Raw genomic sequence first — 25,547 nt, 5'->3', positions numbered from 1 at the left:
GGTCTCACCTATCCTCGATGTGAGGATGGCCGAGGGCAGCGGAAACGGGAACGGGTGGGACGACCCGCAGGCGCGTGCGTCGGCGGTCGAAGCTGCCAGAGAGCGCGATCAGCGGCTCGCCGAGCAGCGGCGTGCGCTGCCCGACCAGCCGGGCGTGTACCTGTTCCGCAACGCCAAGAGCACGGTCATCTACGTCGGCAAGGCGAAGTCGATCAAGAAGCGGGTCGCGTCGCACTTCTCCAACCCGAGCACGCAGATGGGCCGCGACCTGCTGCCGATGATCGACCGGATCGAGTCGCTCGTCGTCTCGACGGAGGCGGAGGCGCTGCTCGCCGAGCAGAACTTCATCAAGCAGTACAAGCCGCGCTTCAACATCCGCCTGCGCGACGACAAGTCCTATCCCTACATCGGCATCTCGCTCGACGAGGACTTCCCCCGCGTCTACTTCACCCGCGAGCGCCACCGCCGCGAGCGCGCGTACTTCGGGCCGTACTCGAACGCCAAGCGGGTGCGCGAGACGCTCGACCTGCTCGGCAAGATCTTCTTGTTCCGCAGCTGCGACGGGCCGACGCCGGGCCGGCGCAGCGGCTCGCCGTGCCTCGACTACTACATCAAGCGCTGCGAGGCGCCCTGCGTCGACTACGTCACGAAGGAGCACTACCGCACCTCGATCGACGGCGTGATCGACTTCCTCTCCGGCCGCTACCGTGCGATCGAGGCGGCGATCGAGGCGAACATGAAGGACGCCGCCGCCGAGCAGCGGTTCGAGGACGCCGCACGCGAGCGCAACCGCCTCCGCTCGATCCGCTCGCTGCTCGAGCGCCAGCGCGTCACGAACGCCTCGGGCGGCACGCTCGACGCGATCGCGATCGCCGTCGAGGGCAACGACGCCAACGCGCAGGTCTTCCAGATCCGCGACGGCGTCCTCTCCGACCGCCAGGGCTTCTACCTCGACAACCAGGCGGGCGACGACCTGCCCGCCGTCGCCGAGGCGTTCCTGCTCCAGTACTACGGCAGCTCGCTGATGATCCCGCCGCTGCTCGTCGTGCAGCGCGAGGTCGGCGAGGCGGCCCAGACGATCGCCGCCGCGCTCGCCGAGCGCCGCGGCGGTCCGGTCGAGCTGCGCGCCGCCGAGCGCGGCGACAAGCGGCGGATACTGGAACTGGCCGAGCGCAACGCCAGGCTGGCGCTCGACCAGGAGAGACTGCGCTCCGAGCGCAGACGTCAGCAGCGCGTCGACGCACTCGAAGGGCTCCAGGCGGCGCTCGGGCTCGACGCGATCCCGCTGCGGCTCGAATGCTTCGACATCTCGCACGTCGGCGGCACCCACACCGTCGCCTCGATGGTCGTCTTCGAGGCCGGCGCGCCGAAGAAGGCCGACTACCGCCGCTTCACGCTGCGCGAAGGAGTCGAGGGCGTCCCCGACGACTTCGCCTCGATGGAGGAGGTGCTGAGTCGCCGCCTCGCGCAGTACGAGCGCCAGCACGACCGCTCGCCGTTCGACGACGGCTACGACGCCAGCTTCGCCTCGCTTCCGAACGTCGTCGTGATCGACGGCGGCAAGGGGCAGCTGTCCGCAGGCATGCGCGTGCTGGACGGCTTCCGCCGCCGCGGCGTCACGATCGTCTCGCTCGCGAAGCGGATCGAGGAGGTCTTCGTCCCCGGGCGCGAGGCGCCGATCGTGCTCCCGCACGACACGCCCGAGCTGCAGCTGCTCCAGCGGATCCGCGACGAGGCGCACCGCTTCGCGATCGGCCATCACCGCATCCGCCGCGACAGAGCGATGACGACCTCCGTGCTGGACTCGCTCCCGGGCGTCGGCCCGGCGCGCAAGCGGGCGCTGCTCAAGCACTTCGGCTCGCCCGAGGCGTTCCTCGCCGCGACCCGAGAGGAACTGGAGGCCGTCCCCGGTCTGCCGGGGAAGGTCGCGCGCGACCTCTACGTCCAGATCAACAAGACGGGGCACTGATGCACCGGTGCAAGGAACGCTCAGGCGCCACGCGCTCCAACGGGTCCTTCACACGCCCGACCGGCCGACCCGTCATCATGGCGGTATGAGCGTCTCCCGGCCGACGAGGCTCGGGGACCGTCTGCGCCGCAGTGGTCGTCGGCTGGAGATCACCGAGGAGCAGGCGGGCGTCCGCAGCCCCGTCTTGAACGACCTCGTGGTCATCACCGGCTTCTCCGGCGCGGGGAAGTCGACGGCGATGGCCGCCTTCGAGGACGAGGGCTACTTCTGCGTCGACAACCTGCCGCCGGAGATGATCAGGTCGCTCGCCGACCTCTTCATGCACGAAGGCTCGAAGGTCGAGCGCGCCGCCGTCGTCTCCGACGCGCGCGGCGGGAGCTACTTCGCCGGGCTCGTGGCGGTCCTCGGAGAGCTGGAGCGCGCCGGGGTCGCATACAGGCTTCTGTTCCTCGAAGCGGATGAGCAGACGCTGCTGACGCGCTACCAGGAGACCCGCCGCCGCCATCCGCTCGCGCCCGGCGGCAGCGTCACGGACGGGATCGCGCGTGAGCGCGCGCTGCTCGCCCCTGTCAGGGAGCGCGCCGACGTCGTGATCGAGACGACCGGGCTGAACGCCGCGATGCTGCGCCGCAAGCTCGCCGACGCGCTGCTGCCGACGCGCACCCCCGGCCGGCTCGCCGTGACGGTCCAGAGCTTCGGCTTCAAGCACGGGCCGGCGCGTGACGCGGACCTGCTGTTCGACGTGCGCTTCCTGCCGAATCCGCACTACGAGCCGGAGCTGCGGCAGCTGACCGGGCGCGACCCCGACGTCGCTGCCTACGTCAACCGCGACGGCGCGCTCGACGCCTTCTACGAGCGCCTCTACCCGATGCTCGACTACCTGCTGCCGCAGTACGTCGCGGAGGGCAAGTCGCATCTCTCGATCGCGATCGGCTGCACCGGCGGCCGCCATCGGTCCGTCGCGATCGCCGAGCAGCTGGCGAAACGGTACAGCGAGGACGGCGACTACCTCGTCGAGCTGACCCACCGCGACGTCGAGCGGCCGACGAGATAGCGAGTTCGCGGCGCGCGGCTGATAGAACGCGCCGCGTGTTCGACCACATCGGCTTCGAGGTCGCCGACCTCGCTCGCGCGGCGCACTTCTACGACGCCGTCTTCTTCGCGCTCGGCGCGCGGCGCATGTTCGAGAGCGAGCACGCGCTGGCGTGGGACGTCGACGACCCGCAGCTGTGGGTCGTCACGCGCGGGCTGCCGCCCGCGCCCGGCTACGGCCACGTCGCGCTGCGGGCGCGCGGCCGCGTCGCGGTGGACGCGGCGCACGCGGCTGGCGTCGCACACGGCGGCGCCGACCTCGGCGCGCCCGGCCCGCGGCCGCAGTACGGCCACGGCTGCTACGCCGGCTACCTGCGCGATCCCGACGGGCTGCGCGTCGAGCTGGTCGCGCGCAGCGGGGGCGGGTAGGGGCGCGGGCCGGGCGCGCGGCGGCGGCCGGGCGCGCGGCGGCGGGGCGGACGCGCGTGCGGCGGGGCGGACGCGCGTGCGGCGGGGCGCGTGGCGGCCGGGCGCGCGTGTGGCGGCGGGGCGCGTGACGGCGGGGCGGCTGCTCTGGCAGGATGCCGCGCGATGGACGCCTCGCTGACCGAATCCGACCTGCTCGATGACCCGATCGCGCTGTTCGAGCGCTGGTTCGCCGACGCGGTCGCCGCCGAGCTGCCGCAGCTCAACGCGATGACGCTCGCGACCGGCGGCACCGACGGCCGCGTCTCCGCTCGCGTCGTGCTGCTGAAGGGCGTCGACGCGCGCGGCTTCGAGTTCTTCACCAACTACGAGAGCCGCAAGGCCGGCGAGCTGGCCGCCAACCCGCAGGCGGCGCTGGCGTTCCTGTGGATCCAGCTCGAACGGCAGGTGCGCGTCGTCGGCGACGTCGAGCGGCTCGACGCGGCCGAGTCCGACGCCTACTTCGCGACGCGGCCGCGCGGCAGCCAGATCGGCGCGTGGGCGTCGCAGCAGAGCCAGCCGCTCGCCGACCGCGCCGACCTGGAGGCGCACTGGGCCGAGCTGGAGGAGCGCTACGCCGGCGTCGCCGTCCCGCGCCCGCCGCACTGGGGCGGCTTCCGCGTCATCCCACGCGAGATCGAGTTCTGGCAGGGACGCACCAACCGGCTCCACGACCGCTTCGCCTACACGCGCGCCGCCGACGGCAGCTGGCAGCGCGCGCGGCTGCAGCCGTAGCGCGCCGGCGCGGCGGCGTGGCCGCCGCTCACCAGCCGCGCGCGGCCGCCCAGTCGAGCACGGCCTGCGACGGCTCGATCCCCGGCGCGAGGCGCGCATCGGGCTCGGGCGCGCCGGCGCGCAGCGCGAGCGGGATCACGCCCGCCCACGTGTCGAGTGCGTAGTCCTCCTCGTCGTCGACGGGGCCGCCCGTGCGGACCTTCGCCGACGCTTCGCTGACCTCCATCGCGAGCACGCGGGTCGCCTTCAGCTCCTGCTCGTTCGGTCCGCGGATCTCGTCCCAGCGACCTGGCAGCAGCTTCTCGGTGAACGCCTCCAGCGCCGCCGCCCGCTCGTCGGCGCCCTCGACCAGGACGGCGTCGCCGAGCAGCACGACCGAGCGGTAGTTCATCGAGTGGTGGAATGCCGAGCGCGCGAGCACGAGCCCGTCGGCGAGCGTCACCGTCAGGCACGCGGGCACGCCGGCGGCGAGCTTGCGGACCATCCGGCTGGCGGTCGAGCCATGGACGTAGACGCGGTCGCCGACACGCGCCAGCAGCATCGGGATCACATACGGCTGCTGCTCGACCGCGAAGCCGACGTGCGCGATCAGCGCCTCGTCGAGGATCGCGTCGATCGTGGCGCGGTCGTAGACGCCGCGCTTGGGAACGCGCGTCACGCGCGAGCGGGGAGTGGGGGCGGCGGTGGACATGGCTGCCAACCTACGAGAACTTGGCTCCTTGGAAAAGGGCCAATCATGCGCGAGAATCTGAGGCCAAGTGGATCTGCTGCTCGACCTCGACGCCGCTCCAGGCACGACGCTGCGCCGCCGCGCCGAGCACGCGCTGCGCGAAGCGGTCCGCTCCGGCCGCCTCGCCGTGGGCACGCGCCTGCCGTCGACCCGCGCGCTCGCCGCGCAGCTCGGCGTCTCGCGCGGCGTCGTCGTGGAGGCGTACGCGCAGCTCGCCGCCGAGGGCTACCTCGTGACGCGCCGCGGGGGAGGGACGACGGTGGGCGGGGCGGGCGCGGGTGCGGGTGCGGGTGCGGGTGGTGCCGGCACGGGCGGCGCGGGCGCGAGCGGCGGAGCGTGGGCGGGCGGCGGCAGAGCGGGTGGTGTGGGCGGCGGAGCGTGGGCGGGCGGCGGCAGAGCGGGCGCGGGAGCGGACGGCGGCGGTGCGGGCAGCGGCGGAGCGGGCGCGGCCGGTGACGCGCTCGGCGGCACCGACGCGTGGGGGGCCGTGCTCGGCGCCAGAAGGGCCGCGGCGCAACAGGTGAAGCATGATCTCCGGCCCGCCCTGCCCGCCCTCGACGGCTTCCCCCGTGCGGCGTGGCTCGCAGCCGTCGGCCGTGTGCTGCGGACGATCCCGGACGAGCGGCTCGGCTACCCCGACCCTGCCGGCGCGATCGAGCTCCGCGCGACGCTCGCGGCCTATCTCGGACGGGTCCGGGGCGTGCGTGCAGCACCCGACCAGATCGTCGTCACGAGCGGGCTGCGGCAGGGGCTGGACCTGCTGTGGGCGACGCTCGCGCGGCAGGGCGTGCGGCGCGTCGCGGTCGAGGTGCCGGGCTGGCGCGGGTGGCGGCAGACCTCGGAGGCGGCGGGCATCGAGAGCGTCGCGCTCGACGTCGACGCCTCCGGCGCGGACGTCGACGCGATCGCCGACCTCGGCGTCGACGCCGTCGGCATCTCGCCCGCGCACCAGTTCCCGACGGGCGCCGTGCTCTCCTCCCGCCGTCGCACCCTGCTCGTCGAGTGGGCGCAGCGGACCGGCGCGGTGATCGTCGAGGACGACTACGACGCCGAGTTCCGCTACGACCGCAAGCCGGTCGGCTCGCTCCAGGGCCTCGCGCCCGATGTCGTCGTCTACGGCGGCACCGCCAGCAAGACGCTCGCACCGGCCGTGCGGCTCGGCTGGCTCGTGCTGCCACGCCCGCTCGTCGAGCCGGTGCTCGACGGGCAGCGCCGCCTCGGCGGCGTGCCGGCGCCGATCGACCAGCTCGCGCTCGCCGACCTGATCGAACGCGGCGAGCTGGACCGCCACCTGCGCCGTCAGCGCCGCCGCTACCGCCGCCAGCGCGACGCGCTCCTCGCGGCGCTGGAACGCGAGCTTCCCGAGGTGGAGGTCGAGGGCGTCGCGGCCGGCCTGCACGCGGTCCTGAGGCTGCCCGCCGGCGCTGAGGAGGAGGCGGTCCTCGCCGTCGCCCACGCCCGCGGCGTCGCGCTCGACGGGCTCGGCCACGGCCGCCCCGCGCTGGTCGTCGGCTACGCCAACCTGACCGTGCCGGCGGTCGATCGCGCGGTCGCCGCGCTCGCCGACGCGGTGAGGGCGGCGAGTCCGAGGAGCAGACCGCGAGTTCGCCGGGCGTAGCGGAGTACGGACGCCGACGAGGAACTCGCAGTGCGAAGCACGATACCCTTCGCGACCCCGCCGGGCAGCTATCGACCGGCGTTCCTCTTGCCATTCTGTAGCCAACGGAAGGACTCGCACGCATGCCGCTTCGGGTTGGGATCAACGGCTTCGGCCGGATCGGCCGCAACGTCTTCCGGGCCGCCCAGGAGCAGGGCGCCGACATCGAGTTCGTCGCGGTCAACGACCTCACGGACGTCAAGACGCTTGCGCACCTGCTCAAGTACGACTCGATCCTCGGCCCGTACCCGGGCACCGTCGAGGCGGTCGACGGCGGCATCGAGGTCGACGGCAAGCTGCTGAAGGTGCTCGTCGAGCGCGACCCGGCCGCGCTGCCGTGGGGCGACCTCGGCGTCGACGTCGTGATCGAGTCGACCGGCTTCTTCACGAAGAGAGAGGACGCCGCCAAGCACCTCGCCGGCGGCGCCAAGAAGGTCATCATCTCCGCGCCGGCGACCGGCCCGGACGCGACCGTCGTGCTCGGCGTCAACTTCGACACGTACGACAAGGCCAACCACACGGTCATCTCGAACGCGTCGTGCACGACCAACTGCCTCGCGCCCGTCGCGAAGGTGCTCAACGACACGATCGGCATCGACCACGGCCTGATGACGACGATCCACGCCTACACGGCCGATCAGCGTCTCCAGGACATGCCGCACAGCGACCTGCGCCGCGCGCGCGCCGCCGCGATCAACCTGATCCCGGCCTCGACCGGCGCCGCGAAGGCGATCGGCCTCGTGATCCCGGAGCTGAACGGCAAGCTCAACGGCTTCGCGGTGCGCGCCCCCGTCCCGACCGGCTCGGTCGTCGACCTGACCGTCGTCGCCAAGCGCGCGACGACCGTCGAGGAGGTCAACGGCGCGCTGAAGGCGGCGTCGGAGAGTGGCCCGCTGAAGGGGATCCTCGCGTACACGACGGACCCGATCGTCTCCAGCGACATCGTCAAGAACCCGCACTCGTCGATCGTCGACGCGTCGCTGACCGCGGTCCTCGAGGGCACGATGGTCAAGGTCGTCGCCTGGTACGACAACGAGTGGGGCTACTCGAGCCGCGTCGTCGACGTCGTCCAGCGGGTGCTGTGAGAACGCTCGACGAGCTGGACGTCGACGGCAAGCGCGTCCTCGTCCGCGTCGACTTCAACGTCCCGTTGAAGGACGGCGAGGTCGCCGACGACACGCGCATCCGCGCCGCGCTGCCGACGCTGGAGGAGCTGCGCCGCAACAATGCGGCGCTCGTCCTCGTCTCCCACCTCGGCCGCCCGAAGAACCGCGAGCCGGAGCTGTCGCTCCGGCCCGTGGCGGGGCGCCTGGGCGAGCTGCTCGGAACGGATGTGAGGCTGGCTCCCGGCGTCGTCGGGGACCAGGCGATCGCGATGGCGAACGAGCTTCAGCCGGGCGACGTGCTGCTGCTGGAGAACGTCCGCTACGAGCCGGGCGAGACGAAGAACGACGCCGATCTCGCGGACCAGCTCGCCGCGCTCGCCGACGCGTACGTCAACGACGCGTTCGGCGCGGCGCACCGCGCGCACGCGTCGACCGAGGGCGTCGCGAGACGCCTGCCGCACGCAGCCGGGCGGCTGTTGGAGCGCGAGGTCAAGACGCTGACCGCGATCATCGAGGACCCGGCGAAGCCACTCGTCGCCGTCGTCGGCGGCGCGAAGGTGACCGACAAGATCGCCGTCATCGACCGCTTCCTCGAGGTCGCCGACGCGATCCTGATCGGCGGCGCGATGTGCTTCCCGTTCTTCAAGGCCCAGGGTCACGACGTCGGCTCCTCGCTCTGCGAGGAGGAAGGGATCGCACCGGCGAAGCTGGCGCTGGAGAAGGCGGCGCAGGGCGGCTGCCGGCTGGAGCTGCCGAACGACCTCGTGCTCGGCGACCGCTTCGCCGCCGAGGCCGAGCGCAAGCAGCTCGACGGCGTCGACGTGCCCGACGGCTGGATGGGGCTCGACGTCGGTCCCCGCACGGCCGAGCGCTACGCGGCCGAGATCGCGCAGGCCGGAACGGTCTTCTGGAACGGGCCGATGGGCGCGTTCGAGCTGGAGCCGTTCGCGGCCGGCACGCGCGCGGTGGCCGAGGCCGTCGCGAACGCGCCGGGCACCACCGTCGTCGGCGGGGGAGACTCCGCGGCGGCGATTCAGCAGTTCGGGCTGGCCGATCGCGTGACGCACCTCTCAACGGGCGGTGGAGCGTCGCTGGAGCTGCTCGAAGGCAAGACGCTGCCCGGAGTGGAGGCGCTCTCTTGACTGCTGCTCGGACCCCGCTGATCGCGGGCAACTGGAAGATGCACAAGACGGTCGAAGAGGCGGAGGCGTTCATCCAGGCGTTGCTGCCGCGCGTCGCGACGTTCGACTCGGTCGACGTCGGCATCTGCCCGCCGTTCACGTCGCTGCAGGCGATGGTCGACTCCGCGCGCGGCTCGATCGTGCGCGTCTACGCGCAGAACATGCACTACGCCGACCAGGGCGCGTTCACCGGCGAGGTCTCGGCGCCGATGCTGAGCGAGCTGGACGTCCACGGCGTGATCCTCGGTCACTCAGAGCGGCGCGAGTACTTCGGCGAGACCGACAAGGCGCTGGCGCTGAAGGTGCCGAAGGCGCTGGAGGCGGGCCTGGAGCCGATCCTCTGCGTCGGCGAGACCGAGGAGGAGCGCGAGCGCGGCGACACCGAGCGCAAGCTCCGCCACCAGATCCAGGAGGATCTCGCGAAGGTCCCCGAGGACAGGCTCGCCGACGTCGTGATCGCGTACGAGCCGATCTGGGCGATCGGCACCGGCCTGACCGCGACGCCCGAGCAGGCGCAGGAGGCGTGCGCCTTCGTGCGGGCGCTCGTCGGCCAGCGCTCCGAGGACGCGGCGCAGCGCGTGCGTGTGCTCTACGGCGGCTCGATGAAGGCCGACAACGCGGCGGAGCTGCTCGCGCTGCCGGACGTCGACGGCGGGCTCGTCGGCGGCGCCAGCCTCGAGGCCGAGCCGTTCTCGACGATCGTGGGAGCGGCGTCGGCATGACGCTGCCGCGCGGAGCTGAGCAGCTTCCGGCGCCGCGCGCCGCGCTCGTCGTGCTCGACGGGTGGGGCCTGGCGCCGGACGGGCCGGGCAACGCGATCTCGCTCGCGCACACGCCCGTCTTCGACGAGCTGTGGAACGCCTACGCGACGACGCAGCTGACGGCGAAGGGCAAGGCCGTCGGCCTGCCCGAGGGCCAGATGGGCAACTCCGAGGTCGGCCACCTCAACCTCGGCGCCGGCGCCGTCGTCAAGCAGGACCTGACGCGCATCGACGAGGCGGTCGAGAACGGCACGATGGCGCAGAACGACGTGCTTCGCGCGGCGTTCGAGGGCGTCGCGCCGGGCGGCCGCGTCCACCTGATCGGGCTCGTCTCCGAGGGTGGCGTGCACTCGTCGATGAGACACCTGAAGGCGCTGATCGGCCTCGCTGCCGAGCTGGGAGCCGGCGACCTCGTCGTGCACGCCTTCACCGACGGCCGCGACACGCTGCCGACGGCCGGCGCGGGCTATCTCAGCACCGTCGAGGGCTGGCTGGCGGAGGCCGGCGTCGGCCGCATCGGCTCGGTCGTCGGCCGCTACTTCGCGATGGATCGCGACAAGCGCTGGGACCGCGTCCAGCTCGCGTACGACCTGCTCGTGCACGGCGTCGCCGCGTTCCATGCCGACAGCGGCCCCGCCGCTGTCGAGGCCGCCTACGCGCGCGGCGAGACGGACGAGTTCGTCCAGCCGACGACGGTCGGCGCCGAGGCGACGATCCGCCCCGGCGACAGCGTCGTCGCGATCAACTTCCGCCCCGACCGGATGCGCGAGATCACGCTCGCGCTCGCCGACCCGGCGTTCGCCGAGGTCGACCGCAGAGGCGCGGCACCGGTCGCACGCTATGTCTGCATGACCGAGTACAACGAGGACTGGTCCTACCCGGTCGCGTTCCCGCCGGCGCGTCCCGACGTCACGCTCGCGAGCGTCCTGGCAGCGGCCGGCGCCAAGCAGCTGCACGTCGCCGAGACGGAGAAGTACCCGCACGTGACGTACTTCTTCAACGGCGGCGAGGAGCACCCGTACGACGGCGAGCGGCGCGAGCTGGCGCCCTCCCCGCGCGACGTGCCGACGTACGACCACAAGCCGGAGATGAGCGCGTACGAGGCCGCGCGGCTGTTCGTGCAGGCGTGGAACGAGGACGAGCCGCGCTTCGGGATCATCAACTTCGCCAACCCCGACATGGTCGGCCACACCGGCGTGATCCCGGCGGCCGTGAAGGCCGTCGAGACGGCCGACGCGTGCCTCGGCGAGGTCGTGCGCGCGGTCCACGAGAGCGGCGGCGTGCTGCTGATCACCGCCGACCACGGCAACGCCGACCACATGCTGGAGCCGGACGGCAGCCCGAACACCGCGCACTCGCTCAACCCGGTCCCGGTGATCGTGACCGCGCCGGGCGTGCGGCTGCGCGACGGCGGGATCCTGGCCGACGTGACGCCGACCCTGTTGCAACTGCTCGGCATCGACCAGCCCGAGCAGATGACGGGCACGTCGCTTCTGCAGGCGTGAACGGGGCGAGACGCAAGGCCGCGCTCCCGCCCTGGCCGGAGACCCGGCCCCTGCGCGCGTGGCAGACGAAGGCGATCGAGGTGCTGGCCGAGCACGAGGGCGACGCCTTCCTCGCCTCCGCGACGCCGGCCGCGGGCAAGACGACGTTCGGCCTGCGGGTCGCCTACGACATGCTCTCCAGCGGCGCCGTGCAGCGCGTCGCGATCCTTGCGCCGACCGCCCACATCTGCCGCCAGTGGGCGGCCGACGCCGCCCGCTACGGGATGGACCTGGAGCCCAACCGCCCGAATGCGGAGGGTCCCGAGCCGTCCGACCGCGATGGCGTCGTCGTCACCTACCAGGCGGTCGCGGCCGGCGCGAGACCGCACCGGACGGCGTGCAACGCCCGCCGCACGCTCCTGATCGCCGACGAGCCGCACCACATGGGCGAGCACGCCGCCTGGGGCGCGACGGCGATGGACGCGTTCGCGAAGGCGCAGAAGCGGCTGCTGCTGTCCGGCACCCCGTTCCGCTCGGACAACTCGCCGATCCCGTGGGTCGAGTACGACGCCGACGGCGTCTCCGCCGCGTCGTACTCGTACTCGTACACGCAGGCGCTGGTCGACGGCGTCTGCCGGCCGATCACGTTCCAGCCGTACGACGGCGACATGGAGTGGACGAGCGACGGCCGCCGCCGTCGCGCCGACTTCTCGGTCGTGCTGCCGCGCAACGAGGACGCGCGCCGGCTGCGGACGGCGCTCGACGGCGACGGCGACTGGATCCGTCGCGTGCTGATCGACGCCGACGCGAAGCTGGGGGAGATCCGCGGAGGCGAGCACCCGGACGCGGGCGGGCTCGTGATCGCGATGGACAAGCAGCACGCGTTCCAGCTGGCCGCGCAGCTGGAGCGGATATCGGGCGAGACGCCGATGATCGTCACCTCCGACGAGGTCGACGCGTCGCAGAGAATCGCGCGCTTCGCCGCCAGCACGCAGCGCTGGATCGTGTCCGTGCTGATGGTCTCCGAGGGCGTCGACATCCCGCGCCTGCGCGTCGGCGTGTACGCGACCTCGGCGCGCACCGAGCTGTTCTTCCGCCAGGTCGTCGGCCGCTTCATCCGCCGGTCGCCGAGACCGCGCCACCAGATGAGCTTCCTGTTCCTGCCATCGGACATACTGCTCAAGACGCTCGCCTCGCGGATCGAGGAAGAGCGCAACCACGCGATCGAGCTGAAGCCCGCGGTCGAGGACGGCGAGCTGGACGAGCCGCCGGAGCGGCGCAGAAGCGAGCCCGGCGTCTACGAGGCGCTCTACTCCGACGCGCGGCCGGACGAGCACATCCAGATCGGCGAGAACATGATGCTGTTCGGCGAGCCGGAGCCGGCCGCGGCGGCGAGACCGTCGGCGGCGTTCATGGCGTTCGGCGGCGGGATCGCGGAAACGAGGCGGGCCGAGCCGGTCGACGTGCTGCCGAGCGCGGCCGACGATCCGACCTCGTCCTACCAGCGCCGCGAGAAGCTGCGCGAGGAGCGCAGCAAGCTCGTCGCTACGCTCGCGCGCCGCAGAGGGGAGCAGCACCGCGAGATCAACGCGCGGATCAACCGCGCCGTCGGCGCGGTCTCGGTCGGCAAGTCGACGCTCGATCAGCTGGAGCGGGCGAACGAGCGGCTGCGGCGCGAGGTCGACAGAGGCCGCTGATCTGACTCTCTGCATCGCCGGTCGCTGCTATCTTCGCGGCCAGCAGGGCTTCACCGTTCGATCACATGAGTGCGACCGACCTGACACCAGCCGAGGACGAGGCCTCACCTGGCCTCTGTTCGACAGAACTGGGCGCCTGGAAGGGACTGCTGCGCGTCCACGCGTCGCTGCTGAAGGCGCTCGACGCCGAGTTGGAGACGGCGCACAGGCTGCCGCTGACCTCCTACGAGGTGCTGATGCAGCTTGCGGACGCGCCCGATCGGCGGATGCGGATGTGCGACCTCGCCGACTCAGTGCTGCTGAGCCGCAGCGGCATGAGCCGGCTCGTCGACCGGCTGGAGCGCGACGGCCTGCTGGAGCGGACCCCGTGCCCGAACGACGCGCGCGGCTCCTTCGCGGTCATCACCGAGGAGGGGGTGGAGCTGCTCGCCGCCGCCAGGCCGACGCACCACGAGGGCATCCGCCGCCGCTTCCTCGAGCACTTCAGCGATGACGAGCTGGAACTGCTCTCGCAGTACTGGGCGCGCGTGCTCGCCGCGCAGCGCTTGCCCTCCGCGCGCTAGCGCCCGCGCGCTCGCCCGCCGCCGCCGCGGATCGCAGCCGCGACACCTCGTACGCGACCGACTGCCGCCGAGCCCGGTGGCGCGTCGGCGTTGCGCGCAGGAGCGGTGGTTATGTGAACGATTTGACAGCGTGTCTGTGCGCCCATGTTCGCAAATGTTTGCGAAAACGCTTTTGCCTTGGTCGGTTCTTGTGTTACGCTGGATTTCGTTCTGTTGTGACACCGGAGATCCCAACGAGGTCGCGCAGCACGAAAAGCCGTCGACCAAGGCCGGTCGGCGGGCGAGACGCCGGGCTTTCACCCCCGTGCCGGTGCGCTCGTTCCCTGTTCAAGGAGAGGCCTACCTACCAGAGACGGACCCGCGCGCTCCCTGCCCGCGGGTCCGTTTCGTTTCCGGGGTCGCTAGGGTCAAGCGCCGATGGCTCTGCTCGACGTCCAGCACCGCGACCCCGGCTCGCTCGCACGCACCGGCGTGCTCAACCTCGCGCACGGACAGGTGCGCACCCCCGCGTTCGTCCCGCTCGCGACGAAGGGGACGATCAAGGGCCTCGAGCCGCGCGAGGTCGCCGCGCTCGGCTACGACATGGTGCTCGGCAACACCTTCCACCTCTTCCTCGCGCCCGGCGAGGAGCTGGTCAGGGAGCTGGGCGGTCTGCACGAGTTCATGCGCTGGCAGGCGCCGATCATCACCGACTCGGGCGGCTTCCAGGTCTTCTCGATGGGACACGGCACCGTCGCCGACGAGATCAAGGGGCGCAGAGCCCCTGGCAACCCCACCGAGCGCTCCGGCGCGATCCTCGGAATCGAGGAGGAGGGCGTCCGCTTCCGCTCCTACATCGACGGCGGCGAGCGCTTCATGGCGCCCGAGACCTCGATGGAGGTGCAGGCCGCGCTCGGCTCCGACATCGCGCTCGCGTTCGACGAGTGCACGCCGTTCCACGTCACGCGCGAGTACACCGAGCGCTCGACCGAGCGCACGCACCGTTGGCTCGACCGCTGCATCGCCTGGCACGAGCAGCATCCGACGCCCGGCCAGGTGCTCTACTCGATCAGCCAGGGTGGCGTCTACGAGGACCTGCGCCGCGCGGCGACCCGCCACGTCGCGCAGACGACGGCGCCCGGCGTCGCGATCGGCGGCTCGCTCGGCGCCGACAAGCCGCAGATGTACGAGGTCGTCAGCTGGGCGACGGACGAGCTGGAGAAGGTCGCGCCAGAGAAGCCGCGCCACCTGCTCGGCATCGGCGAGATCGACGACCTCGTGCGCGGCGTCGAGCTGGGCATCGACACGTTCGACTGCGCGATGCCGACGCGGATCGGCCGCCACGGCATGGCGCTCGTGCCCGACCCCGCCAGACGCTGGCGGATCGACCTGACAAAGGGCCGCATGAAGCATGTCAACGAGCCGATCATGGACGACTGCCCGTGCCCGGCCTGCTCGGAGGGCTTCACGCGCGCCTACCTGCACTACCTCTTCGGCGCGCACGAGCTGACGGCGCTGCGGCTCGTCACGCTGCACAACCTGTCGTTCATCGCGCGGCTGATGGCCGACCTGCGCGCCGCGGTCGCGACCGGCACGCTCGCCGAGGTCGCCGCGGCGGTGCGCGCCGGCGCCGCACCCGGCGCGCTCGCAAGCGCCGCGGCCTGAGCCGAGCCGGCTCGGCGCCCGCGGCCCGGCGGGCTACTTGGTGTTGTCGTCGATCAGGTCTCTGAGCTGCTGCCAGGCGTCTCTGGCGGTGTCGGAGACGACTCTCTTCGTCTGCACGGCCTGGTCGCGGTTGCCTGTCGCGATGATCGCGATCGCGGTCCCCGCGCCGATCAGCAGGAAGACCGCCAGCAGCGCGACGAAGCGGCGCGCGGCGCGGCCCTTCTTGCGCGGTGCCGCAACGGTGGAGGAGGCGGCGCCGCGGCGCGAGCCTGGGCGCGGGGCGGGTGCAGAGGCGGCGGACGCCGGGCGGCGTGCGGCGACCTGCGGCGGCGGGGGCACCGCGCGCGACGCGGGCGCGCGTCGCTGCGCCTGCTGCTGCGCGCGCGTGGCAGCGGTCGCGTCACGTCCGGCGCCGGCGGCGGCCGCGCCGGCGGCGGCTCCGGCCGCGGCGGCCGCGCCGCCGCGCAGCACGCGCGTCGCGGCGGTGCCGGCGGGCAGATGCGCGGTCGGATCGGTCGCCGCGACGGGGTCGACGCCGCGCGCGCCGTCGCGCAGCGCACGCTCGAACTGCGCGGCGTCGGCGTAGCGGCCCTCCGGCTCGAGCGCGAGCGCGGTGGCGACCGCGCGCGAGAGCGTCGGCGGAACGGACGGGTTGAGGTCCTCCAGTCGCAGCGGCGCTTCGCGTTGCTGCTTGAGCGCCAGCTCCGACAGCGACGTCGCCTCGTACGGCAGACGGCCGGACAGCAGCTGGTACGCGACGACGCCGAGCGAGTAGAGGTCCGCGCGCGGACCGGCTTCCTCGCCGCGCGCCTGCTCGGGCGCCAGGTACGCGGCCGTGCCGAGCACGGAGCCGACCTGCGTGATGCTCGACTGCTCGGTCGCCTTCGCGATCCCGAAGTCGGCCAGCTTGACGACGTCGTCGTCGTCGCGCAGCAGGTTGCCCGGCTTGACGTCACGGTGGACGACGCCGTTGCGGTGGGCGTAGTCGAGGCCGCGGCACGCCTGCGCGAGGATCTCGACGGCCTCCTCGACGTCGAGGTGGCCGCGCTCGCGCAGCAGCTCCGCGCACGACTGGCCGGTGACGTACTCCATCACGATGAAGTGCTGGTGCTGGGACTCGTCGAAGCCGAAGTCGAACACCTGCACGACGTTGGGGTGCACGAGCCGCGCGGCGGCGAGCGCCTCACGGCGGAAGCGCGAGACGAACGCCGGGTCGTCGGCGAGGTGCTCCGCCAGCAGCTTCACCGCGACATGCCGCTCCAGGCGGCGGTCGAACGCCAGCTGGACGGTCGACATGCCGCCGATGCCGAGGCGGCGCTCCAGCTCGTATCGGCCCGCGATCGCGCTGCTCATGGCGTGCTGCCTCCCTGTCCGGGCGCGAGCGCGCCGCCGGGGTTGCCCTCGTTGACGTCCGGCTGCACCTGTTGGTCGTCGGTGGCGCCGCCGCCGGTGTCCGGCGTGGTCCCGCCGTCGCCGCCGGTGTCGGGCGGGGTCGTCGTGCCGCCACCGGTCGTGTCGGGCGGGGTGGTCGTGCCGCCGCCGGTGTCGGGCGGCGTCGTCTGGGGCGTCGTCGGCGTCGTCGGGGTGGTCGACGGCGTCGGCGTCGTCTCCGGGGACGGCTTGGGGATCGTCTCGGTCGGGATGGTCTCCTGCACCTCCGTGCACGTGTCGGAGACGAGCTGTTCGAGCGTGCTCGCGCCCTGTCTGAGGTTTCTGATCAGCTGTCTGTCGACCGTTCTCGCCGACAGTCCGTCGACCCGCTGCTGGAACTGGCCTGCCGCGTCCAGGGCAGCGTCGACCTGACCGCGCGAACACGCGGCTGCGACGCCATCGAGGGCGCTGCTGAGGCTGCTCGCCTGGTCGCCCGGAAGGAGTCCGTTGCGGTCTCCGCAGGCGACGAGCACGGCGGCGGCGCAGCCCAGCACGCCGATCACGATGGCCTTGGAGAACCTGCTGACGGCAAAGCGCATCGACCCACCATCCTACTGGCCGTGCGGCAGACGCTCCGCGAGGGAGTCCGGCAGGCGGGCTTGGCGGATCGCCGCGGCCGCTCCCGCGACGTCGTAGTCGGTGCGGTGGTACGCGGCCGTCCAGCAGTCGGTGTCGAGCAGCAGCCAGGCGGCGCGCGGATCGCCGTCGCGCGGCTGGCCGACGCTGCCCGGGTTCAGCAGCCACTCGCCCGTGGAGAGGTCGAGGAACGTGTCCGCGGCGCGCGTCTCGCCGGTCGCCGGCGCCCCGGCGCCGCGGGTGAACGAGAGCGCGATGTGCGAGTGGCCGACGCACGCGACACGATGGCGCAGCACGTCGATGCACAGCTCCGCCTGGAGCGGCGAGAGGACGTACTCCCAGACGGGATCGCGGGGGCTGGCGTGGTACAGGCCGACCGCCTCGTCGAGCTTCTGCGGCTCCAGCTGGGCGAGGTAGTCGAGGCTCTCCTGCGAGATCTGCTCGCGCGTCCAGCGCGCCGCCAGCTCAGCCCCGCGCGAGAACTCGTCGAGCGGCAGGTCGCCGCGGACCGCGAGGTCGTGGTTGCCGACCAGCGAGACGGTCGCGTAGCGGCGGATCAGCGCGACGCAGGCGTCCGGGTCGGCGCCGTAGCCGACGATGTCGCCGAGGCACCAGAGCTCGTCGGCGGTCACGGCCTCGACGGCGTCGAGCACCGCTTCGAGGGCGTGCCGGTTGCCGTGGATGTCGGAGACGACGGCGACGCGCATCACACGACAGTCTTCCTGAGTCGCGCCGCGTCCGGCGCGGTCGACCGCCTCAGCGCACGGTGACGGCGGGCAGCAGGTCGGCGTAGACGAAGCCGTCGCGCTCGACCGTGATCCCCGTCGTGACGGGGATCGGCGCGTCGAAGACCGGTCCGGCGTGGACGAACGTGTGGAACTCGCCGCGCTCGCCGCAGGGATCGACCGCCGCCGGCAGGTCGGCGAGCAGCGCCGCGTCGTACGCGCGCCCGGCGAAGGAGCGGTCGAGCACGCGCGGGTCGACCGTCGCGATCGTCGCGGCGAAGCCCGCGGCGACGAACTCCCGCGCCAGCGCGGCGGTGTCGCGGCCCCACAACGGGAAGACAGCCTGGCGCGGCGGCGTCGCGGCCGCGAGCCGCTGCTCGCGGTACTCGCGCACGTCGGCGAGGAAGAGGTCGCCGAACGCGACGGAATCGACGGCGTCGAGCGGCGGCGCGCCGAGCGCGTCCGTCATCCGCTGCTCGTAGACGTCGTTGGGACAGGGGAGCGGGAGCCGCACCTCGACGAGCGGCAGGCCGGTCGCCGCGGCTTGGCGCAGCAGCAGCTCGCGCCGGACTCCGTGGATCGAGATCCGCTCGACGCCCTCGGTGACGGTCGTCAGCAGCGCATCCGGCTCGATGCCCTGCTGGCGCAGGGTCCAGAGCGCGAGCGCCGAGTCCTTCCCGCCGCTCCAGGCGAGCGCGAGACGCATGCCGAGCGCGGCGCTACTGCTGGTCGTCGCCGCGCGGGTCCTCGGGGCCGCCGAACTCGGGCAGGTTCTTGATGCCCTCGCTCGTCTGGTACTTCGAGTAGTTGTCCTCCATCGCGTCGATCAGCTCGCGCATGAAGCGCGGGGAGAGGTTGACGCGAGAGACGACGACCCCGGGGATCTCGTCGTCGTCGACTTCATGGTCGACGCGCGCGAAGGTGATGGTGAACTCGTACTCCGAGTGGCTCACGTTCGCGAAGTTGGAATACACCCCCGCCATGATGTCCGGCGAGAAGTGGATGTTGATGTGGCGCTCTCGGTCGTCGTCCATGGGGCCTAGTATCGCAGTCGTGAGGATCATCGTCCTGGCCGTCGGCAAGCTGCGGCCCCCCTTCGCAGACGACGTCCAGCACTACCAGAAGCTGCTCGCGCGGCATGCCCGCGTGGAGCTCGTCGAGGTGCGCGAGGACGAGCAGGTCGCAAGACGGATTCCCGACCGCTGCTACGTCTCGCTGCTCGACATCGGCGGCAGGGCGTACGACTCCGTCGCGTTCAGCCGCTTCCTGGAGGATCGCCGCCAGAGCGGGCGCGACCTCTGCTTCGTCGTCGGCGGTCCGTACGGCCTCCAGATCGAGGCCGACCACAGACTGTCGCTCGGCGCGCTGACGCTGCCGCACCAGCTCGCGCGCGTCGTCCTGCTGGAGCAGATCTACCGCGGCCACAAGATCCTCTCCAACGAGCCGTACCACTACTGAGCCGGGTGCGGGGCGCCCGATCGCGCTCTGCGCCGGTACCCTCCGGTGCCGTGACCCCGCTCCAGCAGCTCAGAGCCGCCGTCGAGGACGCCTCCGCCGCACTGCGCGGCGACGGCGCCGCCGCGGGCGGCACCGCACCGACCGTCGAACGGCCCAGACGCGAGGGCTTCGGCGACTACTCGACGAACGCCGCGATGCTGCTGGCCCCGCGCGTCGGCAAGCCGCCGCGCGAGATCGCCGAGCAGCTCGGCGCCGCGCTGCAGGAGCGGCTCGGCGGAGCGCTCGAGCGCTACGAGGTCGCCGGCCCGGGGTTCCTCAACCTGTTCCTCGCCGACGACTGGTACGCCGGCGCGCTCCAGCACGTGCTGGGCGCCGGTACGCGCTTCGGCGCCGGTGGCGCGACTGCGCCCGAGCGCGTGCTGGTCGAGTTCGTCAGCGCCAACCCGACCGGCCCGGTCGTCGCGGCGAGCGGCCGTCATGCCGCCTACGGCGACGCGCTCGCGCGGATCCTCGAGTTCCACGGCCACGAGGTGGCGCGCGAGTACTACCTCAACGACGCCGGCTCGCAGATCCGCAAGCTCGGCGAGTCGGTCAAGGCGCGTGCGCGCGGCGAGGACGTGCCGGAGGGCGGCTACGAGGGCGACTACGTGGTCGAGCTGGCGCGCGAGATCCCCGGCGCGGCCGACGGCGACCCCGCCGAGCTGGCCAGAGTCGCCGTCGGGCTGATGTACGGGCGGATCAAGGCGACGCTGGAGCGCTACGGCGTCACGTACGACCGCTTCTTCAACGAGTCGTCGCTGTATGAGGGCGATCCGAGCCCGGTCAAGCAGGCCGAGGCGGAGCTGGAGAAGCTCGGCCACACCTACCGTCACGACGACGCGCTGTGGCTGCGGACGACGACCTTCGGCGACGACAAGGACCGCGTGCTGGAGCGCTCCAACGGCGAGCCGACCTACTTCGCCTCCGACGTCGCGTACCTGGAGAGCAAGCGCGAGCGTGGCTTCGACCGCCAGCTGAACGTGTTCGGCGCCGACCACCACGGCTATGTCGGCCGGCTGAAGGCGGCGTTCGAGGCGCTCGGCGGCGATCCCGAGAAGCTCGAGATCCTGATCATGCGGCTCGTGCACTTCGTCGAGGGCGGCGAGCGCGAGAAGATGTCCAAGCGCCGCGGGGTCTTCACGACGCTTGACGAGCTGTTGGACGAGCTCGGCGTCGACGCGACGCGCTACTTCATGCTCCAGCGCTCGCACGACACGGCGCTCGACCTCGACCTCGACCTCGCGCGCAAGCAGTCGAACGAGAACCCCGTCTACTACGTCCAGTACGCGCATGCGCGGATCGCCTCGATGCTGGCGAGAGCCGGCGCGGACGTCGTCGGTGGCGCGCTCGCGTCGGTCGCGGGCGGCGCCGGCGCGCGCTCGCAGGCGCTGGACCCGGCCGAGCGGGTGCTGCTGAAGAAGCTGCTGGCGTTCCCGGACGAGGTCGCCGAGGCGGCCGAGAAGCGCGCGCCGCACCGGCTGACCGCGTACGCGCTGGAGCTGGCGCAGGACTTCACCGCGTTCTACCGCGACTGCCGCGTGCTGGGCGCGGAGGGCGAGGGCGTCGAGGCGTACCGGATCGCGTTGTCGGTGACCGCCCAGCGGACGATCGCGCAGGCGCTCGGGCTGCTCGGCGTGAGCGCGCCCGACTCGATGTAGTCCGATCGGCTGGCGCCGATCGGATTGCGGAATCGGCTGGCGCCGATTCCGCGGGCCCTAGTCGTCGTAGCGCTTGAGGTCGTCGTTGAGCCGCTTGGCGTCCTCGGCGCTCAGCTCGGGTCCGAGCGCGGTCGGCTGCGCGCCGGCGAACGCGGTCGCGCGGCGGCGCCAGCGCGGCAGGAAGATCGCGGCGAGCGCGAGCGCCGCGACGACGACGGCGATCGGGACGAGGTAGACGGCGAGGTTGAAGCCCTTCTCCTCCGGCAGCGCGAGCACTCGCTCGCCGTACTCGGCGACGAGCGCGGTCTTGATCTGGTCGCTCGTCTTGCCGTCCGCGATCAGCCCGCGGATCAGCGCGCGCTGCGCCTCCGCCTGCGGGCCGCCGGCGACCGACAGCGGCGTTCTGCAGACGACGCACATGACCTGCTGCTCGACGTCGTGGAGCGAGGTCTTCGGCTCGGGTGTCTGCGCGCCGGCGGTCGCGGTCGCGACGGCGAGGACGGCGAGCAGCGCGACGGTGATCGCGGCGAGGCGGCTCATTGCGCTCTGGCGAGCAGCGGGGCGAGGTTCTGCTCGACCCATCTGTGTGTGATCTGGTTGCGCTGGAGCGCGGTGATGCGACCGTCCTGGTCGATCACGAAGGTCTCGGGCAGCCCCTTGACGCCGTAGCCGTTGGAGAACGCTCTCTCGACGTCACGCAGGACTGGGAAGCTGAGGCCGTTGTCGTCGACGAACTTCTGCGTGTCGCCTCTGGCGTCGTCGACGGCGACGCCGAGGACCGTGCCGCCCGTGGCCGCGAGCATTCTCTGCGCTCTCTCCAGCACCGGCGCCTCCTCGACGCACGGCGGGCACCACGACGCGAAGAAGTTGACGACGACGACCTTGCCTCTGTAGTCGGCGAGCGAGCCGGTGCCGCTGCCGTCGAGTCGCGTGAGTCTGACGTCGTGCGCCTGCGGGCGCTTGCCGTCGGCGACGGCCTGGTCGATCGACGACTCGTCGGTCGTCTGCAGGACGCCGAAGATGAGCAGGCCGACGAGCGCGACGGCGAGGACGGCGACGAGTCCGGGGACGGCGAGGCGGCGCATGCTTGGCTGAAGGGTAGAGGTCGGGGCCGCTCGGCCGGCCGCTCAGGCGGACGGGTGGTCGTGCGGGGCGTGCACCAGCGCGCGGTCGCCGAGCGGCCGCTCGAGCGTGACCGTCGCGTCGTGGTCGTCGGTCGTGCCGCCGCGCGGATCGCCGGGCGAGGGCTCCCACCACGCGAGCACGGTGACGAAGACCTGGGACCCGGTCTCGCGCACGTCTATGCGGTCGAGCCGCATCGCGTCGCCGCGCGCGAGCGCGAAGCGGATCCGCAACTCGGTCGCGTCCGCCGGCGGCGGATCGTCGACCGCCCACCACGCGATCGAGACGAACCGCGGCCCCGAGCGGGCGAATCTGTGTCTTCTCTCACCCTCAACTTGAGGGTGAGTTTTGGGCGTGCGATCTGCCGCTGCGACGGGCATTCTTGCGCGCGAGGTCTCCATATCGCCGGCAACGGCCGGCGAATCGGCGGCAGGTGTCGGCGAACCGGCCTCGAGCAGCCGCGGAGCGGGCTGCAGTGCGCGCGGAGCGGCCGGCAGAGCAGCCGGAGCGGCGCCGGGCGGCGCCGCGGGCACCTCAGCGACCGCCGGCAGCGCGGCCGCGCGCCGTCGCGAGCGCTGCCACGCGGCGAGCGCCGCGGCGACGAGCGCGATCAGGATCGGGACGGCGGGGCGGCGCATCCCGCAAGCCTACGGCCCACGCCAGCGCACCGGCACGCTCCTCGGTACACTCGGGCGCACGCGGACGTAGCTCAGTTGGTAGAGCGCAAGCTTCCCAAGCTTGAGGTCGCGGGTTCGAGGCCCGTCGTCCGCTCTCTGAACGCAGGGGGCTCGGTGACCGAGGTCGGTGAGATCGTCCGCGCGGCGATCGTCAACAGACAGCAGCTCGTCGCGACCTATGGCGGGCATGTGCGCGAGCTGTGCCCGCACGCGATCGGGACGAAGCGGGGGCGGGCGCAGGCGCTGTTCTTCCAGTTCGGCGGGTCGAGCGGGAGAGGGCTGGCGCCGGGCGGCGACTGGCGCTGCCTGCCGCTCTCAGGGCTGAGCGGGGTCGCGCCGCGCGACGGCGACTGGCACACCGGCCCGGGCGCCGCCCAGCGGCAGACGTGCCTCGACGTCGTCGAGCTGGCGGTCGAGGAGGCGGGTCAGCCGCCGGCGAGGACGGCGTCGTAGCCGTCCGCGCGCAGGACGTCGAGCACCGTCTCGCGGTGGTCGCCCTGCAGCTCGATCACGCCGTCCTTCGCCGAGCCGCCGACGCCGCAGCGCTTCTTCAGGCGCCCGGCCAGCTCGCGCAGGCCGTCGTCGCCGAGCGGGACGTTCGTCACCGTCGTGACCGTCTTGCCGCGGCGGCCGGAGGTCTCGCGGCGCACCTTCACGCGCCCGCCGGTGGCAGCCGGGCGCGAGGCCTGGCCGCCGTCGCGGGCCTTGCGCAGGTCGCCGCCGTCGCTGGAATAGACGAGGTTCGATTCGCGTCGCTTCGCCATGGCGCCCTACGCTAGCTGACCTCGCTCGGGCCCGGCTGGGACAGCGGGCCGCCGCCGACGTCGAGCGCCGCGGCCTCCTCTTCGTCGTGGACCGGCTCCTCGGCCCGCCCTCTCGCCATCCCGATCCGCGCGAGCACGAACGCGACGGCCATGATCCCCGCCATCGCGTAGACGACGACCTGGGTCGACTGGGCGACGTCGAGCTGGACCGCGTCGAAGATCCCTCTCGCGGCGGAGCCCGCCTGCTGCGACAACCCGTTCGCCGCGTCGCCGCCGCTGGACGACGTCATCGCGTGGGCGAGCCGGTCCGCCTCCGACGCGGGCAGCCCGCGCGCGGTCAGCGTGTCCTCGACGCGGTTGACGTTCTGCGTCACCAGCACCGAGCCGAGGATCGCCAGCCCGAGGCTGGCGCCGAAGTTGCGGACGGTCTGCGTGACGCCGGTCACCTCGCCGTAGCTCGCGTGCGGCGCGCGGTTTATCGCGTCGGTGCTGACCGGGCCGAGCACCAGCCCCATCCCGGCGCCCGCGAGCGCGAGCCAATACCACTGGTTGCTGAACTGCTGGTCCGGCAGTTGCGAGCCCCACAGGTAGAAGCCGACCGCCGCGACCGCGCAGCCGAGCGCGACCGACGGCTTCGCGCCGCGCTCGTCGAGGATCCGCCCACCCCACTGCGACGCGGTCGCGAAGCCGGCGAAGAAGACGAGCAGGAACAGTCCCGCCTCGCTCGCGCTGTAGCCGAGCGAGACCTGCGCGTAGACGCTCGCGAAGAAGAACAGCGGCACGAACACGGCTGATATGAGGAACAGCACCGCGTTGTCCGCAGCGAACGCGCGCTGGGCGAAGATCCGCATCTCGATCAGCGGGTCCTTCGTCCGCAGCTGGTCGAACACGAAGAAGGCGAGCAGCGCCAGGCCGGCGACGATGCACGCCCACGTCCGCACGTCGTCCCAGCCCCACACGCCGGCCTGCTGCAGGCCGAGCACGGCGAGGCCCATCGCGATCGAGACGAGCACCGCGCCGCGGAAGTCGATCGGCACTCTGCGCCGGTCCTCCGCCGGCTTCGCCTTCAGCGTCAGCACGATCGCGACGATCGCGACCGGCACGTTGACCCAGAAGATCGCCCGCCACGTCCACTCGGTCAGGTAGCCGCCGGCGAGCGGCCCGAGCGCCGTCAGCCCGCCGGAGGCCGCGAAGAAGATCGCCAGCGCCTTGCCGCGCTCGCGCAGCGGGTAGGCGGAGACGACGATCGCGAGCGCGGCGGGGAACAGCAGCGCGGCGCTGGCGCCCTGGAGGATGCGGAAGAAGATCATCCACGCCTCGCCGATCGACCCGGTCGGCGTCGCGCCGCAGAGTGCGGAGAAGATCGCGAAGCCCGTCACCCCGGCGAGCACCATCCGCCGGTGGCCGAGCACGTCGGCGAGCTTGCCGCCGAGCGCGAACATCGCCGACAGCGACAGCAGGTAGCCGTTGATAATCCACTGCGCCCCGGTCGAGGAGACGCCGAGATCTCGCTGCAGGTCGGGGACTGCGAGCGCGACGATCGTCTGGTCGATGAACATCATCGCCACCGCGAAGATCATCGCCACGAGCACGAGCTTCTTGTTCTCCACGACCCGCCTCCAGGTGTATTGGACCGGCGCAGGCTAAGCGCTTGCGCGCCGCGCGTCCAGAGCGGCGGTCAGCGGCGGCGGTAGCGCCGCAGCTGCCAGCACAGCCACTCGTACGACGCGGGGCGCCCGCACTCGTCCGGCCAGCCGCGCAGCGCGCGCTCCAGCACCGCGGCCGGCACCCGCGCGAGGATCCGCACGCTGCCGCCGCGGCCGTCGCCGTCGAGGTGCTCGACCGCGTACAGCTCCTCGGTCTCCTCGATCCATGCCGCGCGGTAGGTCGAGCCGTCGCGCGATCTCCAGCGCAACCCGACGTCGCGCTCGCGCGAGCGACGTCGGCGCGGGTCGGCGTAGAGCCCGGCGAGCGAGGGGAATCTGACGGCGTAGCCGGGCTGGGCGGTCGAAGTGACGGGGACGAGGGACGAGACCATCGGAGCTGCCTCCGGAGTCGAGAGGAGAGGTGGTG

General features: G+C 72.5%; 27 protein-coding genes and 1 tRNA gene. 16 read left to right on the top strand and 12 right to left on the bottom strand.

Annotated features, from left to right (window positions below; all coding sequences use genetic code 11):
* Nucleotides 1–25: 25 nt before the first annotated feature.
* The 4 genes from uvrC to pdxH all read left to right on the top strand — a co-directional run bounded on the left by uvrC (nt 26) and on the right by pdxH (nt 4,201).
* Nucleotides 26–1,969 carry an excinuclease ABC subunit UvrC gene (uvrC, locus tag CWOE_RS22780; RefSeq protein ID WP_012936000.1) on the top strand — a complete coding sequence of 648 codons (1,944 nt, stop codon included), beginning with the start codon at nt 26–28 and terminating at the stop codon, nt 1,967–1,969.
* 85 nt (nt 1,970–2,054) lie between these two features.
* A complete protein-coding gene (rapZ, locus tag CWOE_RS22775; protein ID WP_012935999.1) occupies nt 2,055–3,023 on the top strand; it encodes an RNase adapter RapZ in 969 nt (322 codons plus the stop codon).
* Between the two features lie 35 nt (nt 3,024–3,058).
* Nucleotides 3,059–3,430, top strand: coding sequence for a VOC family protein (locus CWOE_RS22770; RefSeq protein WP_012935998.1), 372 nt, complete (start codon nt 3,059–3,061; stop codon nt 3,428–3,430).
* A gap of 162 nt (nt 3,431–3,592) precedes the next feature.
* Nucleotides 3,593–4,201, top strand: a complete 609-nt coding sequence (pdxH, locus tag CWOE_RS22765) for a pyridoxamine 5'-phosphate oxidase (protein WP_012935997.1) — start codon at nt 3,593–3,595, stop codon at nt 4,199–4,201.
* A gap of 28 nt (nt 4,202–4,229) precedes the next feature.
* Here pdxH and CWOE_RS22760 read toward each other — a convergent pair whose 3' ends face one another.
* Nucleotides 4,230–4,892, bottom strand: a complete 663-nt coding sequence (locus CWOE_RS22760; RefSeq protein WP_012935996.1) for a pyridoxamine 5'-phosphate oxidase family protein — start codon at nt 4,890–4,892, stop codon at nt 4,230–4,232.
* A gap of 67 nt (nt 4,893–4,959) precedes the next feature.
* Here CWOE_RS22760 and CWOE_RS22755 point away from each other — a divergent pair, with 67 nt between their 5' ends.
* The 8 genes from CWOE_RS22755 to tgt all read left to right on the top strand — a co-directional run bounded on the left by CWOE_RS22755 (nt 4,960) and on the right by tgt (nt 15,024).
* A complete protein-coding gene (locus CWOE_RS22755) occupies nt 4,960–6,549 on the top strand; it encodes an aminotransferase-like domain-containing protein (protein WP_012935995.1) in 1,590 nt (529 codons plus the stop codon).
* Between the two features lie 122 nt (nt 6,550–6,671).
* On the top strand, nt 6,672–7,673 hold the full coding sequence (gap, locus tag CWOE_RS22750; RefSeq protein WP_012935994.1) for a type I glyceraldehyde-3-phosphate dehydrogenase: 1,002 nt from the start codon (nt 6,672–6,674) through the stop codon (nt 7,671–7,673).
* Nucleotides 7,670–8,836: a phosphoglycerate kinase gene (locus tag CWOE_RS22745; protein WP_012935993.1), complete on the top strand. Its 1,167-nt coding sequence runs from the start codon at nt 7,670–7,672 to the stop codon at nt 8,834–8,836. Before gap ends, CWOE_RS22745 begins: the two co-directional genes overlap by 4 nt.
* Nucleotides 8,833–9,597, top strand: coding sequence for a triose-phosphate isomerase (tpiA, locus tag CWOE_RS22740; protein ID WP_012935992.1), 765 nt, complete (start codon nt 8,833–8,835; stop codon nt 9,595–9,597). Before CWOE_RS22745 ends, tpiA begins: the two co-directional genes overlap by 4 nt.
* Nucleotides 9,594–11,141, top strand: a complete 1,548-nt coding sequence (gene gpmI, locus CWOE_RS22735; protein WP_012935991.1) for a 2,3-bisphosphoglycerate-independent phosphoglycerate mutase — start codon at nt 9,594–9,596, stop codon at nt 11,139–11,141. Before tpiA ends, gpmI begins: the two co-directional genes overlap by 4 nt.
* Entirely contained in the window at nt 11,138–12,817 is a 1,680-nt protein-coding gene (locus CWOE_RS22730) for a DEAD/DEAH box helicase (RefSeq protein WP_012935990.1), read from the top strand. Before gpmI ends, CWOE_RS22730 begins: the two co-directional genes overlap by 4 nt.
* Nucleotides 12,818–12,882: 65 nt before the next feature.
* Entirely contained in the window at nt 12,883–13,380 is a 498-nt protein-coding gene (locus CWOE_RS22725; RefSeq protein ID WP_012935989.1) for a MarR family winged helix-turn-helix transcriptional regulator, read from the top strand.
* Nucleotides 13,381–13,797: 417 nt separating this feature from the next.
* Entirely contained in the window at nt 13,798–15,024 is a 1,227-nt protein-coding gene (gene tgt / locus CWOE_RS22720; RefSeq protein ID WP_012935988.1) for a tRNA guanosine(34) transglycosylase Tgt, read from the top strand.
* Between the two features lie 33 nt (nt 15,025–15,057).
* Here tgt and CWOE_RS22715 read toward each other — a convergent pair whose 3' ends face one another.
* From CWOE_RS22715 to CWOE_RS22695, 5 genes are read right to left on the bottom strand one after another with little or no spacing between them, the layout of a single operon-like run.
* Nucleotides 15,058–16,377, bottom strand: a complete 1,320-nt coding sequence (locus tag CWOE_RS22715; RefSeq protein ID WP_012935987.1) for a protein kinase domain-containing protein — start codon at nt 16,375–16,377, stop codon at nt 15,058–15,060.
* The gene (locus CWOE_RS22710; protein ID WP_012935986.1) at nt 16,374–16,994 is read right to left on the bottom strand and encodes a hypothetical protein; all 621 of its coding nucleotides are present in this window, start codon (nt 16,992–16,994) and stop codon (nt 16,374–16,376) included. The genes CWOE_RS22715 and CWOE_RS22710 overlap by 4 nt, the downstream gene beginning before the upstream one ends.
* 12 nt (nt 16,995–17,006) lie before the next feature.
* The gene (locus CWOE_RS22705) at nt 17,007–17,738 is read right to left on the bottom strand and encodes a metallophosphoesterase family protein (RefSeq protein WP_041730853.1); all 732 of its coding nucleotides are present in this window, start codon (nt 17,736–17,738) and stop codon (nt 17,007–17,009) included.
* Between the two features lie 49 nt (nt 17,739–17,787).
* Entirely contained in the window at nt 17,788–18,462 is a 675-nt protein-coding gene (locus CWOE_RS22700) for a Dph6-related ATP pyrophosphatase (protein ID WP_012935984.1), read from the bottom strand.
* A 13-nt stretch (nt 18,463–18,475) separates the two neighbouring features.
* Nucleotides 18,476–18,790: a DUF3467 domain-containing protein gene (locus CWOE_RS22695; protein WP_012935983.1), complete on the bottom strand. Its 315-nt coding sequence runs from the start codon at nt 18,788–18,790 to the stop codon at nt 18,476–18,478.
* A gap of 19 nt (nt 18,791–18,809) precedes the next feature.
* Here CWOE_RS22695 and CWOE_RS22690 point away from each other — a divergent pair, with 19 nt between their 5' ends.
* Nucleotides 18,810–19,214 (top strand): 23S rRNA (pseudouridine(1915)-N(3))-methyltransferase RlmH, encoded by a 405-nt coding sequence (locus CWOE_RS22690; RefSeq protein WP_012935982.1) that lies wholly within the window; start codon nt 18,810–18,812, stop codon nt 19,212–19,214.
* Nucleotides 19,215–19,264: 50 nt separating this feature from the next.
* A complete protein-coding gene (gene argS / locus CWOE_RS22685; RefSeq protein WP_012935981.1) occupies nt 19,265–20,911 on the top strand; it encodes an arginine--tRNA ligase in 1,647 nt (548 codons plus the stop codon).
* A gap of 57 nt (nt 20,912–20,968) precedes the next feature.
* Here argS and CWOE_RS31265 read toward each other — a convergent pair whose 3' ends face one another.
* The 3 genes from CWOE_RS31265 to CWOE_RS22670 are packed head-to-tail and all read right to left on the bottom strand — an operon-like array spanning nt 20,969 to nt 22,671.
* Complete coding sequence (locus CWOE_RS31265; protein ID WP_012935980.1) at nt 20,969–21,451, bottom strand: cytochrome c-type biogenesis protein CcmH; 483 nt, start codon at nt 21,449–21,451, stop codon at nt 20,969–20,971.
* The gene (locus CWOE_RS22675; RefSeq protein ID WP_012935979.1) at nt 21,448–21,996 is read right to left on the bottom strand and encodes a TlpA family protein disulfide reductase; all 549 of its coding nucleotides are present in this window, start codon (nt 21,994–21,996) and stop codon (nt 21,448–21,450) included. The genes CWOE_RS31265 and CWOE_RS22675 overlap by 4 nt, the downstream gene beginning before the upstream one ends.
* 42 nt (nt 21,997–22,038) lie before the next feature.
* Nucleotides 22,039–22,671 carry a hypothetical protein gene (locus CWOE_RS22670; RefSeq protein WP_041730851.1) on the bottom strand — a complete coding sequence of 211 codons (633 nt, stop codon included), beginning with the start codon at nt 22,669–22,671 and terminating at the stop codon, nt 22,039–22,041.
* 60 nt (nt 22,672–22,731) lie between these two features.
* Between CWOE_RS22670 and CWOE_RS22665 the strand changes: the two genes are divergently transcribed.
* Nucleotides 22,732–22,804, top strand: a tRNA-Gly gene (locus CWOE_RS22665).
* A 20-nt stretch (nt 22,805–22,824) separates the two neighbouring features.
* The gene (locus tag CWOE_RS22660; RefSeq protein ID WP_012935977.1) at nt 22,825–23,163 is read left to right on the top strand and encodes a hypothetical protein; all 339 of its coding nucleotides are present in this window, start codon (nt 22,825–22,827) and stop codon (nt 23,161–23,163) included.
* Here the strand turns inward: CWOE_RS22660 and CWOE_RS22655 are convergent.
* The 3 genes from CWOE_RS22655 to CWOE_RS22645 form a co-directional block, all read right to left on the bottom strand.
* Entirely contained in the window at nt 23,136–23,474 is a 339-nt protein-coding gene (locus tag CWOE_RS22655; RefSeq protein WP_012935976.1) for a translation initiation factor, read from the bottom strand. The two genes, CWOE_RS22660 and CWOE_RS22655, sit on opposite strands and share 28 nt — an antisense overlap.
* A gap of 11 nt (nt 23,475–23,485) precedes the next feature.
* Nucleotides 23,486–25,084, bottom strand: coding sequence for an MFS transporter (locus tag CWOE_RS22650; protein ID WP_012935975.1), 1,599 nt, complete (start codon nt 25,082–25,084; stop codon nt 23,486–23,488).
* Between the two features lie 68 nt (nt 25,085–25,152).
* On the bottom strand, nt 25,153–25,512 hold the full coding sequence (locus tag CWOE_RS22645) for a hypothetical protein (protein WP_012935974.1): 360 nt from the start codon (nt 25,510–25,512) through the stop codon (nt 25,153–25,155).
* Nucleotides 25,513–25,547: the final 35 nt, after the last annotated feature.

Source organism: Conexibacter woesei DSM 14684 (assembly GCF_000025265.1).
Taxonomy (GTDB): Bacteria; Actinomycetota; Thermoleophilia; order Solirubrobacterales; family Solirubrobacteraceae; genus Conexibacter; species Conexibacter woesei.
This window is presented reverse-complemented; position numbering and strand designations above follow the sequence as displayed.